The 15,221-nt window shown below is 70.2% G+C and carries 16 protein-coding genes and 2 pseudogenes; 4 read left to right on the top strand and 14 right to left on the bottom strand.

Annotation, left to right across the window (positions count from 1 at the left end; genetic code table 11):
• Positions 1-134: 134 nt before the first annotated feature.
• On the bottom strand, positions 135-2,603 hold the full coding sequence (locus ACZ4NB_RS35455; RefSeq protein ID WP_467667156.1) for a SpoIIE family protein phosphatase: 2,469 nt from the start codon (positions 2,601-2,603) through the stop codon (positions 135-137).
• A gap of 208 nt (positions 2,604-2,811) precedes the next feature.
• Positions 2,812-4,245, bottom strand: a pseudogene (locus tag ACZ4NB_RS35450) (APC family permease); the annotation flags it as partial.
• 718 nt (positions 4,246-4,963) lie between these two features.
• Between ACZ4NB_RS35450 and ACZ4NB_RS35445 the strand changes: the two are divergent.
• The 4 genes and pseudogenes from ACZ4NB_RS35445 to ACZ4NB_RS35430 all read left to right on the top strand — a co-directional run.
• A pseudogene (locus ACZ4NB_RS35445) lies at positions 4,964-5,146 on the top strand (GntR family transcriptional regulator); the annotation flags it as partial.
• 99 nt (positions 5,147-5,245) lie between these two features.
• The gene (locus ACZ4NB_RS35440; protein WP_467667185.1) at positions 5,246-5,569 is read left to right on the top strand and encodes a UTRA domain-containing protein; all 324 of its coding nucleotides are present in this window, start codon (positions 5,246-5,248) and stop codon (positions 5,567-5,569) included.
• A gap of 245 nt (positions 5,570-5,814) precedes the next feature.
• Positions 5,815-6,144 carry a DUF6233 domain-containing protein gene (locus ACZ4NB_RS35435; RefSeq protein WP_467667155.1) on the top strand — a complete coding sequence of 110 codons (330 nt, stop codon included), beginning with the start codon at positions 5,815-5,817 and terminating at the stop codon, positions 6,142-6,144.
• A 36-nt stretch (positions 6,145-6,180) separates the two neighbouring features.
• A complete protein-coding gene (locus ACZ4NB_RS35430) occupies positions 6,181-6,402 on the top strand; it encodes a hypothetical protein (RefSeq protein WP_467667154.1) in 222 nt (73 codons plus the stop codon).
• A gap of 67 nt (positions 6,403-6,469) precedes the next feature.
• On the opposite strand, the gene ACZ4NB_RS35425 is transcribed toward ACZ4NB_RS35430, so the two are convergent.
• The 12 genes from ACZ4NB_RS35425 to ACZ4NB_RS35370 all read right to left on the bottom strand — a co-directional run bounded on the left by ACZ4NB_RS35425 (position 6,470) and on the right by ACZ4NB_RS35370 (position 15,211).
• Entirely contained in the window at positions 6,470-7,198 is a 729-nt protein-coding gene (locus tag ACZ4NB_RS35425) for a zinc metalloprotease (RefSeq protein ID WP_467667153.1), read from the bottom strand.
• 214 nt (positions 7,199-7,412) lie between these two features.
• Entirely contained in the window at positions 7,413-8,456 is a 1,044-nt protein-coding gene (locus ACZ4NB_RS35420) for a tyrosine-type recombinase/integrase (RefSeq protein WP_467667152.1), read from the bottom strand.
• A gap of 177 nt (positions 8,457-8,633) precedes the next feature.
• Positions 8,634-8,783 (bottom strand): hypothetical protein, encoded by a 150-nt coding sequence (locus ACZ4NB_RS35415; RefSeq protein ID WP_467667151.1) that lies wholly within the window; start codon positions 8,781-8,783, stop codon positions 8,634-8,636.
• On the bottom strand, positions 8,780-8,932 hold the full coding sequence (locus tag ACZ4NB_RS35410; RefSeq protein WP_467667150.1) for a hypothetical protein: 153 nt from the start codon (positions 8,930-8,932) through the stop codon (positions 8,780-8,782). Before ACZ4NB_RS35410 ends, ACZ4NB_RS35415 begins: the two co-directional genes overlap by 4 nt.
• 261 nt (positions 8,933-9,193) lie before the next feature.
• Positions 9,194-9,553 carry a hypothetical protein gene (locus ACZ4NB_RS35405; RefSeq protein ID WP_467667149.1) on the bottom strand — a complete coding sequence of 120 codons (360 nt, stop codon included), beginning with the start codon at positions 9,551-9,553 and terminating at the stop codon, positions 9,194-9,196.
• Entirely contained in the window at positions 9,550-9,993 is a 444-nt protein-coding gene (locus ACZ4NB_RS35400) for a hypothetical protein (RefSeq protein WP_467667148.1), read from the bottom strand. Before ACZ4NB_RS35400 ends, ACZ4NB_RS35405 begins: the two co-directional genes overlap by 4 nt.
• On the bottom strand, positions 9,993-10,253 hold the full coding sequence (locus ACZ4NB_RS35395) for a hypothetical protein (protein WP_467667147.1): 261 nt from the start codon (positions 10,251-10,253) through the stop codon (positions 9,993-9,995). Before ACZ4NB_RS35395 ends, ACZ4NB_RS35400 begins: the two co-directional genes overlap by 1 nt.
• Positions 10,254-10,267: 14 nt before the next feature.
• Positions 10,268-11,194: an N-acetylmuramoyl-L-alanine amidase gene (locus tag ACZ4NB_RS35390; RefSeq protein WP_467667146.1), complete on the bottom strand. Its 927-nt coding sequence runs from the start codon at positions 11,192-11,194 to the stop codon at positions 10,268-10,270.
• A gap of 233 nt (positions 11,195-11,427) precedes the next feature.
• Positions 11,428-12,195: a hypothetical protein gene (locus ACZ4NB_RS35385; RefSeq protein ID WP_467667145.1), complete on the bottom strand. Its 768-nt coding sequence runs from the start codon at positions 12,193-12,195 to the stop codon at positions 11,428-11,430.
• Positions 12,195-13,322 carry a hypothetical protein gene (locus tag ACZ4NB_RS35380; RefSeq protein ID WP_467667144.1) on the bottom strand — a complete coding sequence of 376 codons (1,128 nt, stop codon included), beginning with the start codon at positions 13,320-13,322 and terminating at the stop codon, positions 12,195-12,197. The genes ACZ4NB_RS35385 and ACZ4NB_RS35380 overlap by 1 nt, the downstream gene beginning before the upstream one ends.
• Positions 13,319-14,329 carry a hypothetical protein gene (locus ACZ4NB_RS35375; RefSeq protein ID WP_467667143.1) on the bottom strand — a complete coding sequence of 337 codons (1,011 nt, stop codon included), beginning with the start codon at positions 14,327-14,329 and terminating at the stop codon, positions 13,319-13,321. Before ACZ4NB_RS35375 ends, ACZ4NB_RS35380 begins: the two co-directional genes overlap by 4 nt.
• Before the next feature lie 12 nt (positions 14,330-14,341).
• Positions 14,342-15,211, bottom strand: coding sequence for a phage distal tail protein (locus ACZ4NB_RS35370; RefSeq protein ID WP_467667142.1), 870 nt, complete (start codon positions 15,209-15,211; stop codon positions 14,342-14,344).
• Positions 15,212-15,221: the final 10 nt, after the last annotated feature.

Here is a 15,221-nt window from a genome sequence, read left to right as displayed (position 1 = left end):
CGCTCCGACCTGCACGTTTTCCCTCCGTAGGCTCCGCTTCAGCATCAAGTCGGCACGAGTCTACGTGGCGGCGCGGCCCGCCGTGGGCAGCTGCCGGCACTCCGTCCGGAGCCGGGCTCGTGCGCGGCCGCGGCTCAGGACGCGGCCGCGGTGAGGGACTGCTCCGTCCACAGGATCTTTCCCCCGGTGGTGTAGCGGGTGCCCCAGCGTTCGGTGAACTGGGAGATCAGGAAGAGTCCGCGGCCGCCCTCGTCGGTCGTACGGGGGTGGCGCAGGTACGGCGAGGTGCTGCTGCCGTCGGCCACCTCGCAGATCAGCGACCGGCCCAGGATCAGCCGCAGCTGGATCGGGCCGGTCGCGTAGCGGATCGCGTTGGTGACCAGCTCGCTGACCACCAGTTCCGTGGTGAAGGCCAGCTCCTCAAGGCCCCACAGCTGAAGCTGCCCGGCGGCATCCGCGCGGGCCTCGGCGACGATCGCGGGGTCGGCGGGCAGGTCCCAGAAGGCGCAGCGGTCAGCGTCCAGTGCGCGGGTCTCGGCCAGCAGCAGCGCCACATCGTCCTGGGGCTGGGTGGAGACCAGCCCGTCGATGACATGGGAGCAGAGCCCGTCGAGCGTCAGGCCCGGTGCGGCGAGGGCGCGTTGCAGCCGCTCCTGGCCGCTGTGCCCGCCGAGGCCGGCAGCGGAACCGGACAGCAGGCCGTCGGTGTACAGCGCGAGCACACTGCCCTCGGGCACCGCCACCTCGAACGATTCGAAGGGCAGGCCGCCGACGCCCAGCCGCGGGCCCACGGGCAGTTCGACGAACCCGACGGTGCGGTCGGGGGCGACCACGGCGGGTGCGGGGTGCCCCGCGCTGGCCATGGTGCAGGTGCGGCGGACCGGGTCGTAGACGGCGTACAGGCAGCTGCTGCCGCGCGTCCCGGGACCCGGTCGGCTGTCGTCCTTCTCCTCCCGCACGACCCGGCCGACCACGTCGTCGAGGTGGGCCAGCAGTTCCTCGGGGCGCAGGTCGAGGGCGGCGAGGGTCTGCACGGCGGTGCGCAGCCGGCCCATGGTCGCGACGGCGTCGATGCCATGGCCCGTCACATCGCCGACCACCAGCGCCACCCGGGCGCCGGAGAGCGCGATCACGTCGAACCAGTCGCCGCCCACGTCGCCCAGCTCGTTCGCCGGGCGGTAGGCGGAGGCCACGCGCACCGCGTCCTGCTCGGGGGAGCTCTGCGGCAGCAGGCTGCGCTGGAGGGCGAGCGCCGCCTCGCGCTCCCGGGTGTAGCGCCGGGCGTTGTCCATGCACACCGCGGCCCGCGCGACGAACTCCTCGGCCAGCCGCAGATCGTCCTCGGTGAAGGACTCGTCGCCCTGGCTGCGGAAGAAGGTGGCGACGCCCATGGTGATGCCGCGGGCGCGGATCGGGACCACCATCGAGGTGTGGAGCCCCAGCTCCATGCGGCGTGGATGGCGTCCGCCCGGGGGGTCGGCCGCCCATTGCGGAGCCAGCGGGTCCAGCCGCTCCGCCCGCCACGATCCGCCGCCGGCCAGACAGCGGACGGGCGGCGACCAGGCGTGGTAGCTGACCAGGCCGCCGGTCTCGGGGGCGGCGCCGGGCGCACCGTCGCGCAGCGACCGCAGCCCGCCCCGGCGCAGCGGCACCATGTCCGCGTCGCTGAGCGGTCCGGGCAGCGGCTCCTCGCCCCTGACCACGGAGTCCAGCAGGTCCACGGCGACGAGGTCGGCCAGCTCCGGGACCGCCACGTCCGCCAGGTCCTGCGCGGTCTGCAGGACGTCCAGCGTGCGCCCGATGTACTCGCCGGCCCGGTCCAGCAGGGCCATCTGCCGCCGTGAGCGATAGCGCTCGGTGATGTCGATGACCGTGTAGCACACGCCCAGCGGCCGTCCGTCGGGGTCGTCGAGGCGGATGAAGGACATGGCCTGGGCGCGCTCGTGGTACGGGTCGGACACCACCCGGCCGCTGTGCTCATAGCCGGTCACGGGGATACCGCTGCGCAGCACGCGCCGCATCTGCGCCTCCAGCGCCTCCGCGTCCAGGCCGGGCTGGATCTCGCCCAGCCGCCGCCCGATGCGCTTGGGCGCGGGCGCGCCGCCGAACTGCTCCAGCGCCGTATTGGACCAGACGTAGCGCAGATCGGTGTCCATGATGGCCATGCCCACCGGTGACTCCGCCACGATCCGCTCCAGCACCGGCCGGCTCATCTCCCAGCCCGGCATCGGTGGCGTGTCGGCGGCCAGGACCAGCCAGTGCCCGCGCCCGGAGCCGTCGGTCACCGGCACCACCTGCACCTGGACGGCGACGCGGTGGCCGCCGGTGCGCCGCGCCGACACCAGTCCGGACCAGCCGCCCTGTGCCCGGCACTCCGCGGCGAGGCCGGGCAGCCGCGCCGCGTCGTCGGGCGCGAGCAGCTCGCCGACGGGGTGGCCGACGGTGTCGACGGCAACGTGTCCGAGCAGTCGTTCGGCCGCCACGGGCCAGCTCTCGATCCGGCCGTGCGCGTCGAGCAGCAGCACGGCGGCGTCCGCAACGTCGAACGCCGCCTGCCGTCCGGTAAGGCCGTCCGCCGGGCCGCCGGCCCTGTCCGCTGCCATGTCCGCTTCCGTCCCTGTCAGCCGTCTTACGTACCGTATCGATCTGACCTACTCGCTTCTGCCATTATTTGACCAATCAAGCGCGGTATGTGCCTGTCAGCGCGCAGTCGGTCGCACCTGGCCGTCCACCAGGTCCTGCCGCCCGTATGGTGCGCCCAAGTCCGCCGACGCACCCGGCCGTGCGCTCGGCGCGACCGCGGCCGGCGGTTCAGCCGGGCGTCCCGACCGCGCCCTCGGTGCCCTCGGCGGCTCCCCCGGCTCCCGCCCCGGGCGCCCGCTCGGTCCCCGGATGCGTGCCGTGCAGGTACTCCTCGCTGATCCGCTTCGGCCCGAACGGCCACTCCTTCTCGTGGCGGGCCCACAGCAGAAAGGCCACGACGCCCGCCGCGACCCACGCCAGAGACCATTCGACGGGGTGCCTGCCGGGCGAGTTCTCGTCCGCGTAGCCGTAGATCACCAGCCAGCCGATCAGCGCCACGATGCTCGGCAGCGGGTAGAGCCACATCCGGTACGGGCGGCGCAGCCCGGGCTGGCGGCGGCGCAGCACCGTGACCGCGGCGACCTGGGCCAGCGCCTGCACGATCACCATGACGGTCGTCAGCAGCTGGATGACGGTGGCCAGGTCGGTGTGCCGCCCGATCAGGAACCCCGCCGCCATCAGCACTCCCATGGTGAGCAGCCCCAGTACGGGGAAGCGGTGGCGCGGGTGGAGCCTGCCGTACGGGCGGAAGAAGACCCGGTCGCGGGCGGCGTCGCAGGGCACCCGGGAGCCGCCGAGGAGTCCGGTGACGACGGAGGCGACGGCGGTGATCAGGATGAGCACGGTGACGGTGTCGGCCGCTCCCCTGCCCCACGCCTTCTCCAGCACCGCCGAGGCGACGGACGACGACGCCGTGGAGTGCGGATCGAGCATGTCCCGCCAGTCGACGACGCCCAGGGTGCCGATCTGGAGCAGCAGGTAGATCGTCATGATGCCGAGGATCGAGGTGATGACGGCGCGCGGGATGGTGCGGCCGGGCTCTCTGATCTCGGCGCCCATGTACGCGATGGTGTTGTAGCCGAGGTAGTCGTAGATGCCGATGGTCAGGCCCGCCGCGAAGCCGACCCAGAAGTGACCGGCCGTCAGCTCGAAGGCGTGCGCGGGGTAGCTGAAGGCGCGCTCGGGGCTGAAGTGGGTGAAGGCCGCAACGACGACCAGGGTCACGGAGGCGATCATCACCGTCCACAGCACGACGGTGAGCCGGGCAACGTTCTCCACCCGCCGCCACAGCAGTGTGATGACCCCCGCCGTGACGACGAGTCCGACCAGGTCGCCCTGCCCCTGGCTCATCCCCGGCCACAGATAGCCCAGGTACTGCACGAACCCGATCACGCCCGTGGACATCCCGAGGGGGATGAACAGCATGGCCGTCCAGACGAACAGAAACGGCATCAGCTTGCCGGTGCGGTACTGGAATGCCTGTCGCAGGTAGACGTAGCTGCCGCCCGCGCCGGGCAGCGAGGCGCCCAGCTCGGCCCAGATCAGTCCGTCCGCGAGCGCCAGGACCGCGCCCGCGAGGAATCCGATGACGGCCTGCGGCCCCCCGAACGCGGCGACCATCAGCGGGATCGTCACGAAGGGACCGATGCCGCACATCTGGCTACATCAGATTCGCTACCTCGCCCATTGCCTCAGGCGATTCGGCGGCACGCCCCCACCTGGGCTTCTTTCCGTTCTCATCTGTTCTCTTGTTGGGTTGATGTGGGTGTGACTCGCGCTCCCCACGTGCTCCCCACCCTCGAATTCTCCCCAGACTCCCCCCGGGAGACGTGCCGTCTACGGCGCGCATGGAGGAGTCAACGGCCTTGTCTACGGGCCCCCGAGCCCGCCCGGCCGGTAGGGCAGCCCCTGGCGTCGGGCCCACTGGCGACGCTCCTCCTCCATCGCGATGACGCAGCTCCCGCAGGCTCGAATCTCGTAGTGGTCGCCGCTGGGTGTATCGATGTCGCCGACCCGTGTCGTGCAGGTCTGGGGCGTTGCGCATCTGAAGCAGTCGCCGACCCTCCATGTGTAGGCGGCGAGAACGTCGTCAGCGTGCATGGCCCCCTCCAGGGCGGCGGGAGGCTTGTGGCACCCGAGTACGGGCTGCGCGTCGATGTTTGCCATACCCGCCCCCTTTCAGCTCGGCTCCTCGGGTGCATCAGCACACCCGTTGAGGTGAACGTGCATTCGATTATGGCGGGAGGTTACCCCGGGAAGATCCAAGACTGCGAGGCACTCAGAACCGCAGGTCGCGACGCCTTTTAGCGTACTTGCTATATAGCAGATTCGGCGGCTCCTCCTACGGTTGCGATCTCAAGATCGTTCGCCTGGGGATGCCATGGAAGCGCCGCACCGACGGCTCGCCGCGAAACTGCGGCAGCTCATCCAGGACGGCACCTACCCCCCAGGGGCCCCCTTCCCTAGCCACCGAACCATCGCCGCCGAACACGGCGTCGGCCTAGGCGCCGCCTATCAGGCTGTCGCAGCCCTCCGCTCGGAGGGATTCCTGCACGGAACCCCACGCCAGCGCCTGACCGTGGCCCACCCTGTAGGCGTGCGCACCCTCGCAAACACTGATGCCCCATGGCCCCACGGCCGCGGGGATGTCGAGTGCGACAGCGTGCGGGCCGACGCCGACCTCGCCGTGCGCCTCGGCGTGAAACCCCGCACGACGCTGCAGCGTGAGCGCGTCGAACTGCTGGACCCGGACGGCCGGCCCGCGATGGTCGTCACCACCTGGCGGCGCGGCGTGACGCGACCCCACACTTCGCACCGGATCACGGTCCGGACGGAGAAGATGAGCCGGCGGGATGCCGATCTTTTGGGGCTGGCCGCAGGAGTACCCGTCCTCGTGGTGCAGCGGACTCGGTACGGCGCGGGCGGGATGCCGGTAGAGGTGGCGGATCTCGTTCTCCCCTCGGATCGCTGGCAGGTAGCCCTGTGAACTGTCGTTTACTGCGCGACACCATCGTCAGCAGGGGCCGGTGGCATATGCAATAGCTTTGCGTGCCCATCCGCTAACGGTCCCGAGTGCCACCCCGCGCGCCGACGCCCCGCCCCGGGCGCTGTTCCGGTGCGGGGCGGGGTAGCAGCGCGACCAGCAGCGGCGCGCACACAGTGGATGTGATTCCTCAACGGTACGGGCGGCCACTGACAACGCCGGGGCCGCGCGGCGCTAGACTCGAACACGTGAACGATTTGCCACCGGACCTGCCACGCCTCCGCACCTTGGAGACGTGGCTGCAGCACACCCTCGACCGGGTCCGGCAGCAGATCGTCGTAGCCGAGCAGGCAGCCGCCCAGCAGCAGCGGGCCGCCCCTCTCCCGCCGCCGGACTGGGTCGTGCAGCTCAGCATCGGCGGCGAGGGCCAGCCGATCACCCTGCACGTCGGGGGCTGCCGCAGCGCCGGCCGCAGAGCCCGGCCCGTCAACCGCGACCAGGCCATGCGGGCGATCGTCGAGGGCCTGGAGCCGTGCGGGCTGTGCCGGCCGGATACGGAGCTGGGCATTCTCGGCTGACCTGCAGCCCGCGGCGGACGGCCGCACGCTGGATGCATGCGGCACGATGCCCCGATCGTCGTCCACCAGCTGTCGGCCACCGGCGGCCGGCGGGTCACCGCGCGCGGGCAGATCCTCGGGCTGGCGTACTCGGATGCAGACCTGGTCGAGTTCCTGCGGCGGGCCGGGGTCGAGGAGCCCGAGCAGATCCTCGACGACGAGGCGTGGGTGGAGTGGCGTGGAGCCCGGCCGCACGACTGGGGCGCCGGCGGGCCGTAAGGGGCCCCACCGCCGGGGGACGCGATGGGGCTGCGTTCAGTGTGGCAGGAGATCAGCCGATGGCACGTCAGCCGATGCCCTGTGCCCGGGCGTTGGCAATGAGGGCGTTGATCCCGTTGATGTCGTAGCCGGTGAGCCGGCCGACGTTGTTCCACGTGCTGTAGCCGCCGTTGGGGCTGCACATCACTGGGCGGTTGCCGTAGCTGGTGGCGACGCACTCATACGACTCGACGGTGCCGTCCTTGTCGACATCCACGTTGGGGTGGTCGAGGCCGACGGCGTGCAGCACTTCGTGGACGGCGATGTTCTGCAGCTTCTCCGGCGTGATGTTCCAGCTGCCGTCGCGGTAGGTGGAGTTCATGGCGACCACGCCGCCACGGCTCATGCCCATGGCCGGGTTGGGGCAAGGCATGCCTTGGGACCATCCGGGCTTGTCGTCGCCCATCGGGTTGCGCAGCTCCATGACCTGGATGTGCCAGTCCGGCCCGCACTTGGCGGCGTCCATCGCCTCGACACCGCCGATGGCGATGTTGAGGTCGGTCGAGGCGTTGATCTGGTCGACGGCGCGCTGGATCTGCGGGGCGTACCAGCGGCGCACGGCGGCGGACTGGTAGGTGACGATGTAGGTCTGGGTGGGGCTGGCGGAGGTGACGTCGAGCTGGGTGGCCAGTTGCCAGCCGGTGCCCTTGGTGGGGAGGGTGACGGCGTGGGTCGGCGTCGTGGCGAGGGTGAAGGCGGCGGCGAGGACGGCCACTGTGGCGCATGAGCGTGTCCGCCGTGAGGCGTGCGTGGGCATGGCTCTCCTTATGTAGTTGTGGGGGGATACGCCTCGTTGGGCGCCTGATGCGCAGTCTCCACCAAACAGACGCCACCGCGCCTTATTTCGTTACATCTTCAACCATGATTCTTTGCGGGGTGCCCGCCGGCACGACAAAGCGCCCCGCCGGGAGGGCGGGGCGCTGGGGGCCGAACTACCTTGGGGCGCCCGGCGGGTAGCGCATAACGTTCCCTTAGGCGCTCCCCTCATCCGGCTGCAACCGTGCAGCGAGCTTGGCCGCCAGCCCGTAGGCCGGGTGATTGTCGAGCTGTCGGCGGCGTCGGTTGTACCGCTGTGTGGTGCGCGGGTCGGAGTGACTGACGGCGTCCTGGACATCCTGGAGCGGGACGCCGTTGGCGAGGTTGTCGGTGATGAACTGGTGCCGCAGCGTGTGGGGCTTGATGCTCGCGGCTTGCGGAATCCCGGCGCGGCGGGCGAGGACGCGGAGGTGCTTCCACACTTCGGGCTGAGTCCAGCGGCGTCCGGAGTCGGTCGCGAAGAGCGGGCCGTCGGTGCAGTCTCCGAGGTAGGCGAGGAGCGCGTCGAGGGCGAGCGGCGGTACGGGCGCGGGCCGCTTCTTGCCGCCCTTCTGCGTGAGGGGCAGGGTGCGGTGGCCGCGGTCGTAGCCGAGCTGGTCGGCGTTCAGCGAGAGGAGTTCGTCGACTCGGGCGCCGGTGAGGTAGAGGAGCATGACGAGGGCGTAGGAGCGGGACGCCCAGTCGCGCGCGGTCTCGATGAGCCGGGTCGTCTCCTCCTCGGTCATGCCTTCGGTGGGGCTGTAGTCGGGGTCGACGTAGGGCCGGTTGACGGCGGCGAACGGGTCGGTGTCGACGGCTTGGAGGCGGGCGGCGTAGGTGTAGAAGCTCCCTGCGGCGGCGAGGGCCTGCGCCTGCGTGGTCTCCGCTGGGGGCTTGCCGTGGCGGGTGGGTGTCTTGGCGAGGTGCTTTGCGTAGGCGTCGGCGAGCGGCAGCTTCGCCTGGAGTGGGTGGATGCCGGTGGATCGCGCGTACTCCTCCCACGCTTTGAAGGTGCGGACGTATGCCCGCCTCGTGTGGCGGCTCTTCTGGCGGGCGATCCATCCTCCGGCGATGGTGGGTAGCGGGTCGCGGTCGCCGTAGATGGCGGTGAGGTGGTCGGCGAGGGCGCGGGCTTCGTCGGGCCAGTCGTCGCGGGGGTCGTGCCGGTCGGTCGACAGCTCCGCCGATTGGCGCGGGACGAGGGTGGTTGAGTCGGTCATCCGCTCTGCGTCCGGCCGATCAAGAACAGCTTCCTGATGCCCGCCCAACTCACCTGAAGCAACCGCCAGTAGATGACGCCGATGGCGCTTGTCACTCTGCGGAAGATTGAGTGCACGAGAACTCCCTGTGTTGGATAACTGTCATTATCAACCACTGAGTTGAGTGATCGCCAGGCTCTACGGGATGGCGTCGAGGTGCTTCTCGGCGGCCTCTTCCATGGCGGCCAGGACGGCGAGCGTCGCAGCGTCGTAGACGGCGGGGATGTGGCTGCCCGCCGGGCGCCCGTAATCAATCGAACCGGCCACTACGCCCGGCAAGCTGCTCATACCTCGTCCTCGCCTCCCCGCTCGGCTACATACTCGCGACAAGTGGAGCAACCGCAGAGGCTGCTACCGCTGTAGGAGTCAGGAACGCCGACGTACCTGGCGGCGCGGCAGACGTCTTCATCGTAGGTCTCATCTATGTAGTCGGCCATGCCTAATTGTACCGTTTCCTCCCCGCGATATGGCATGTTATCGAGGGCGCAACCGCCCCGACGGCCCTGCACCCGCGCACGCCGAAGCGCCCCGCCGCCTGCCGAAAGCAGGCGGCGGGGCGGGTTCATTCGCTATCGAGGAGCGGTGCGGGCTGGGCACTGGTGGTTCGTCGACCATGCCGAGGTCCACCAGGGTCTCTGTGTCGCCGGCGCTCAGGTCTACCGGCGGCTGGACGGGGCGCGGCGGTGGCTGCTCTGGCATCAGGCTCCTGTCCTGTTGTACTCGTCGACCAGGTGCGGCGGATCCGACGGGGTGACGCCCGAGCTCCGCATCTGCATCGTCAGCTCCCCCACGTAGCCGGCGAACGCTCGGACGATGGACCGCAGGCGCGTCGTCTCGGTCCGCAGCTCTCGCACCTCGCTGGACAGGTCGTCGCGGATCGTCTTGAACGCCTCAAGATCCGCCCTGCGCTGCTCGGGCTCAGCGGCGGCCTGCGCGGCCGCGCGAGTTGCCTCTGCGGTCGCAGACGCTGCCGCCTTCGTGGCGCGGGCCGCGAACCAGCCGGCGAGCACCATGCCCACCGTTCCGAATGCGGCGATCAGTCCGGCCCATGTGCTCATGCGCCCGTTCCTCTCCGGGCGCGCGGTGCTGGGGGGACCGAGTACTCGGGCACACCGGACGCCCACAGGATGACTCCCACGTGGGAGGTGAGATACCAGACCGCGACCCAGGCGCCGCGGGGGAAGTCGCCGTTGACGGCGGCGACAGCGTAGGCGAGCGCCCACACGGTGGGGGGAACGAGGGCTACTGCGAAGCCGAGCCAGTCACGGCCGACTCGAAGCCAGGCCATGCCGAGCATGACGGTGCCGCAGCTGATCCACAGCCAGGCCCAGCAGTGCAGCGGAAGCACGTTGATGAGGAGGTCGAGGCCGACCGGGTCCGCGACAGGGGCGGCGATCCAGCCGATGCCCCAGCAGACCTTGCCGACGCCGAGGATGAGGAGGAATGCGCCGCGGCGGCCCAGGTGCTGCCGGAGCCGCCGGGCCGCGCGGCACGCCACTAGACGCCCTTGGCGAGAGAGGCGCTGTTCTTGACCTCGCCGAGACGGGCGAACAGCCCCTTGATGAGGCTGAGCGCTGCGGCGACGCCGCCTGCCAGTGCGGCGTACCACATGGTCGCGTCGAGTGGCGTGGTCACGACGATGCCGCCGATGAGTGCCTGCAGGAACGTCGCCAGGACGCGCTCGACAAGGTCGCGGGCGAAGGTGGCGCCGGTCTTGATGACGGTCTCGGCGGAGGGGAGGGAAATCGGGTCGCTCATGATGGAGCCCTTTCTTAGGCGATGACGATGAAGCCGTGGCGGGCGCCGAGGCGCTGCAACGACGCCTTGCCGGGGATGCCGTCGGCGGCACGGCCGGTGTAGCCGCCGCCAGCCGGGGAGCGCTGCCAGCGGGCATAAGCCGCGATGGTGGTCGAACCGAATGAGCCGTCGCCCGCATAGGTCTTGGCGAGCAGCCCTTCCCTGACGAGGGCGTTCTCGACGAGGTTCACGCCAGCCCGGTAGGTCACGTGGCCCTGCCTCGCGGGCGGGTCTGTCCTGGCCGCTGCGATGAGCAGGGAGAGGTCCACCCGCGGGGTGGACGGGGTGGGCTTCGGGGTGGCCGGCTTGCCGGGCTTCGTAGCGAGTTGCCTGCGCACGTCGGCGCGGAAGGCTTCCATGTCGAAGCTGGGGTCGATCTTGCCGGGCTGCGCCTCCTTGTGGCCGGCGACTGACCGCTCGGACCAGCCGTGCGCGCGGCAGATCGCGGCGGCCCACAGCACGGCCTGCCGGTACTGCTCCGCCGGGTACGGGTCGTGTCCGTCGCCCAGGTTCTCGATCTCGATGCCGTACAAGGCGTCGTTGCCATCGGCGGTGGCCTGGTCGTCGTGCGGCAGCGCGGACTCGGTGCGGAGCGCGGCGATCACGTCAGCGTCTACCAGGCCCGCATGGTTCGCGCGCCCTGCCGAGATCATCCACAGGCCCATGGTCTTCCCGAGCCAGGTGTGGCATAGCGGGCCCGGCAGATCGAATCGGCCCCAGTAGCAGACCTCGCGGTCGTTGCGACCAGCGGTGTGGTGGATGAGTACGCCGTACACGGGACCGAACGCCTTGCCGGTGGCGGCGTCGCGCTCATGCGTCCGCCAGCCGTCGTGCTCGTGCACCGTCAGCCCCTCGGCCCGGAGCGCAGCCAGCAGGCGATCGGCGGACAGGGGTGTGGCCATGGGGCCTCCAGATATGCGAAAGGCCCCGGCCGGTGGCGCGGGGCAAGTGGTTGGTCGGGTGGCGAGGGGTTAGGTAGCGAGGGTCTGTTCCTCGCTGGGAGGTGCATCCGGTGGCGGATCCGTGGACGGCAGACCGGTTTCCGCTGGCGGTTCGGGCATCAGGGGGGCAGTCGGAACGTCCCGGGAGGGGCGTCCGGGAGGCGGGTCATCGGGCGGAGTGCTCATGGAACCTCTCAGCTCTGGAGGGTGTACGCGGAATAGATGCTGGCTCGGATCGTTCCGGTCCCCGTGTTGCGGCGGCCGTGGACGGAGATGGCGACCTGCTGCATGTGCGCGAACTGCGTAAGGCTGAACGGGCCGAGTGTGTAGTAGTTGCCGTTGAAGTCGACGGAGGTGGGCGATCCCTGCGCGGCCCCGTTGATCCGCATCTCTATGAACCCGGTGGCGCCGGAGGTGTCCATGGCCGCGTCCACGACCACGACGACACGAGGCTGTTGCTTGTAGATCATGGCGCGCCAGAGCTCCGCCATGGTCGTGGTCGAGTTCCGCGGCCAGTAGTCCCACCCAGACTGGATGCTGGGCCCCATTTGGACGGGCAGATATGGGCGCGCCAGTCCGGCGCCAGAGACCGTGTCATCGGCGATCACCTGGTTCTCTGTACGGTCCCGCCATGACCAGGTCTGTGGCGCCGCTCCCCCGCCTCCGAAGCAGGAGAAGAGTAGAGTCCCGTCCTCGCGCCGGTACCACATGGCCTGTTGGGGCGTGCCGTCGTCGTGGTTGAAACGCTGGTCAGATATGGCGCCGATGTCCACCATTCGCACGCCGTTGGTGGTGTCCATGGTGTGCCGGCCGCCGTTGACGATCCGGACGCCGCCAGCGCCGATGGTGGCCTGCTCCAGACGGCGCGCGGCTCGGAGTTCGCGTACTTCCCGCTCCAGTGCGGCCACGCGCCGCGCGAGGGTCTGTGGGTTGGGTGGCAGTTGGTCGCCTGCTGTGGGCATCAGTCGTCCTCCACCAGGATCGGCCGGACCGAATTCGATCCGGGCTCCAGCTCCCAGGCCCACGCGCGGGCCGTCACGTCCGCCCCGGCCGGATGCCGCGGCGAGGACTCCACCGCGACACGCACGGTATCCCCCAGCACCCAGTCCCGGCCGAGCCGCGGCGCCACGCTCGCCGCCGCATCCACCTGCCACACCCGAGCCCCGGTCTGCATCAGCGCCAGGGCCTTGCTCGCGTGGGCATTGAGCTGGGTCGGGTCGCTCTGACCGGCGGATGGCGTGAAGCGGTGCACCCACCGCGGCCACCCCACTGCGATAAGGGCATCCGCGGTGTACGCGGCGGATGACAGACGGCCGTCGCCCTCCCCCTCGCCCCGCGCCTGCACGACCGTCGCGCCCTTGCCGGACTCGTAGGACTCGGTCAGGGAGTAGCTGGTCACGCACCCCGGGAAATCAAGCACGGCCTCCGGTGATGTGGACTGCACGCCGACGGTGGGCCGCACCCGGATCGGCAGCACGAACCCGTCGTGCGCCGCGTTCCAGGCGACATCCACCGTCCACTCCGGGCCGCCCTCTGCGCCCATCAGCTCTTGTAGGGCGGACAGCGCGGTGCGGTCGTCGCCGTCGAGCACGCTGTAGTCCATCAGCGTGCCGGTGGCCGGCGCGTCCAATTGGAAAGGCGGCCCGTCCGTGAGAGCCGGTCCGAGCAGCGCGGCGCACACCGTGGCCTGGTCCTGCTGCACCAGGGTGACAGTTCCCGTGTAGCGCCGGTCCAAATACCCCTCTGGCGAGACCAGTTGTAGGTCCACGCTCTGCACGCTGCCCCCTGTGCGTGTCAGCGTCAGGCCCGCCCACAGTGGGATATCCGTGGCCCGGTCCACCGCCACCAGCATGCTGCGGCCCTGGTCCGTCGCCGCCTCCCAGTCCGCGGGCGCGCCCGGCAACCCCAGCGTGACGTTCAGCGTCGTGGCTTGCCCGAGGCGCCGGGACAGGGCACCGCCCGGAACGAGCGATCGTAGGTCTTCGATAATCCGGCCGGTCCGGAGGTCACAGCCGTACCAGTCGATCACGTATGGCTGCGACAGGTCCGGCTGGCCGAGCGGTGCGGCCATCAGAGTGGGCGTGCTCATGCGAGGGGGTACCGCAGCCCGCGCAGGGAGAACCAGTTGACTTCAGTGGCGCCGGCCGTCGCGCTGATCAGACCTACGGTCCCGTCTTGGTTGAAGTCGATTTTGCAGGACGAGATCGCGCTCGCTTCCCCCGCGGCGCTGGTCGCGTTCCTCGCGATGGTGAAGCTGGCCCGGCCCGCTGGCCTGAACGTGGACGACAGGGCCACAGACAAGATGTTCGTTGTCTGCGCACCATTGGAGCGGTTGGCGCCGCCGTCCCACTCCATGAAGTCGGTCCCGAAGTAGTTGACCTTCCGGTACCGGATCGCCCCGTTGAGGTTTCCGGTGGTGGTGTAGTCGCCGGTGGTGTAGCCCGTGCCGAGCGTCGGTGTGGTCCACGCGACTGTCTGCACCTTCTGGTAGGTGTCCCACGACGACCCGTTGTAGCGCAGGAGGTCGGTACCGTTGTCGTAGTACTGGCCGAGGTAGGGGCCCGTGGGGGCGACACTACTGGGCAGGATGCCGCCCGGGGCCACGGTCTGGGGGCGCACCGCGAGGCTGACAGAAGGCGATCCGCCGCCGACTGGCGGCACGTTGATCGTTGCCAAATAGAAGCCGATCTGAGTGCCCGCCGGGGTCGGGATGACAGGGGTCGACGACGCAGTGCCGGGCAGGTAGACGACGTCGCCCTGACGCAGGCCCGAGCCGTCCACCGTGGTGTCCCACACCCTCAGATACACGAGGTCAATGCGGCTCAGCGTTGCGTGCGCGGCCTGCAGAGTCCCTGTCCATGCCGTGGGCAGCACTGCGCGGTAGACGCCCTGGCCGGTGTACCAGACCCAGCTGGCCCCCGCAGTGACGTTGATGGTGGTGCCGGACAGGGTGGTAGTCATGCCTGGGTCGCCGGGGCGGACCCCGGACCGAGCGCCGAACGAGGAGCCGTTGCCCATGACTCCGAGCAGCGCGGCCTTGCGCAGCTCGCCTTCGTCATAGGTGATGGTGTTCTGGTCGAGCACGTCGAAGGGCACTTCTACGCCTCCTTACATCCAGGCCGAGCGCCAGCGGACGGTCAGCAGAGCGGTAGCGGAATATGTGCCGGACCAGAACTGGTACGAGACCGACCCGCCGGCGGGGATGGTCGGCCAGCCCTGCGGCGCGGACACGAACCGGCGCCGGCTGACGTTGCCGTTCAGGACCGCCGTGTGCATGTCCGTGTCGATCACCAGCACGTCGCCATCCAACAGATCGAAAGTGCAGCGGATCGCCCGCACGGTCCCGTCCGGCATCTGGCCGTAGACGCGTGGCTGGCTGACCGGACCCGCGATGGTGAGCGTCGGTCGCGTATCGATCGTGCCCTCGTTGAGGGCGTCCACCTGCCCGGCCACCGTGGTGGCCGAGAGCGTGTACGGGACCGTGTACGGCACCGTCAGGCCACCGGTCGTGGATGGCAGTGCCGTGCTCGCCTGCCGCAGGTCCGTGCTGTACCGGCGCGGATCCCCGGCCGTGACTAGCACGCTGTACGAGGCGATCCGGTCCGTCACGTACTGCACGATCGGTTTGCCCGACCGCTGGACCGTGGCTTGCTTCGGCCGGGACTCCTGCACGACGAGGAGTGTGGGGGCGAGCGCGGCGGCCGCCCGGATCCGCTCCATCGCGTCGTCCAGCACCGACCGGTCCGGGGCCGTAATGGTCCCGGCCAGGGTGATAAGCCGCTCCCCGAGGTAGGCCGGCCCGAGCCACGCCCCGTGGTCCCCCTCCCGCTGCTGCGCCTCGCCCCGGTGCTCAGCCGAATCCCACCCCTCCATCGACTGCAGCGACCATGCGACCCCGGAACCATCCACCCCTCCCAGGGGAATGTCTCCGAGGTCGGCCCGCAGTCCGTCGAGCGCGGCGCCCGCGGTGTACGGCATCGCCCACCTC

Source organism: Streptomyces sp. NPDC026575, assembly GCF_055567415.1.
The sequence above is the reverse complement of the archived record's forward strand: the minus strand, read 5'-3'. Positions and strand labels throughout refer to the sequence as shown.

Excerpts from the sequence above, each read along its gene's own strand:
- ACZ4NB_RS35390 (WP_467667146.1), bottom strand. The coding sequence starts at position 11,194 with ATGGCCACACCCCTGTCCGCCGATCGCCTGCTGGCTGCGCTCCGGGCC.
- ACZ4NB_RS35395 (WP_467667147.1), bottom strand. The coding sequence starts at position 10,253 with ATGAGCGACCCGATTTCCCTCCCCTCCGCCGAGACCGTCATCAAGACC.
- ACZ4NB_RS35410 (WP_467667150.1), bottom strand. The coding sequence starts at position 8,932 with ATGGCCGACTACATAGATGAGACCTACGATGAAGACGTCTGCCGCGCC.
- ACZ4NB_RS35425 (WP_467667153.1), bottom strand. The coding sequence starts at position 7,198 with ATGCCCACGCACGCCTCACGGCGGACACGCTCATGCGCCACAGTGGCC.
- ACZ4NB_RS35415 (WP_467667151.1), bottom strand. The coding sequence starts at position 8,783 with ATGAGCAGCTTGCCGGGCGTAGTGGCCGGTTCGATTGATTACGGGCGC.
- ACZ4NB_RS35420 (WP_467667152.1), bottom strand. The coding sequence starts at position 8,456 with ATGACCGACTCAACCACCCTCGTCCCGCGCCAATCGGCGGAGCTGTCG.
- ACZ4NB_RS35430 (WP_467667154.1), top strand. The coding sequence starts at position 6,181 with ATGCGGCACGATGCCCCGATCGTCGTCCACCAGCTGTCGGCCACCGGC.
- ACZ4NB_RS35385 (WP_467667145.1), bottom strand. The coding sequence starts at position 12,195 with ATGCCCACAGCAGGCGACCAACTGCCACCCAACCCACAGACCCTCGCG.
- ACZ4NB_RS35380 (WP_467667144.1), bottom strand. The coding sequence starts at position 13,322 with ATGAGCACGCCCACTCTGATGGCCGCACCGCTCGGCCAGCCGGACCTG.
- ACZ4NB_RS35370 (WP_467667142.1), bottom strand. The coding sequence starts at position 15,211 with ATGCCGTACACCGCGGGCGCCGCGCTCGACGGACTGCGGGCCGACCTC.
- ACZ4NB_RS35455 (WP_467667156.1), bottom strand. The coding sequence starts at position 2,603 with ATGGCAGCGGACAGGGCCGGCGGCCCGGCGGACGGCCTTACCGGACGG.
- ACZ4NB_RS35405 (WP_467667149.1), bottom strand. The coding sequence starts at position 9,553 with ATGAGCACATGGGCCGGACTGATCGCCGCATTCGGAACGGTGGGCATG.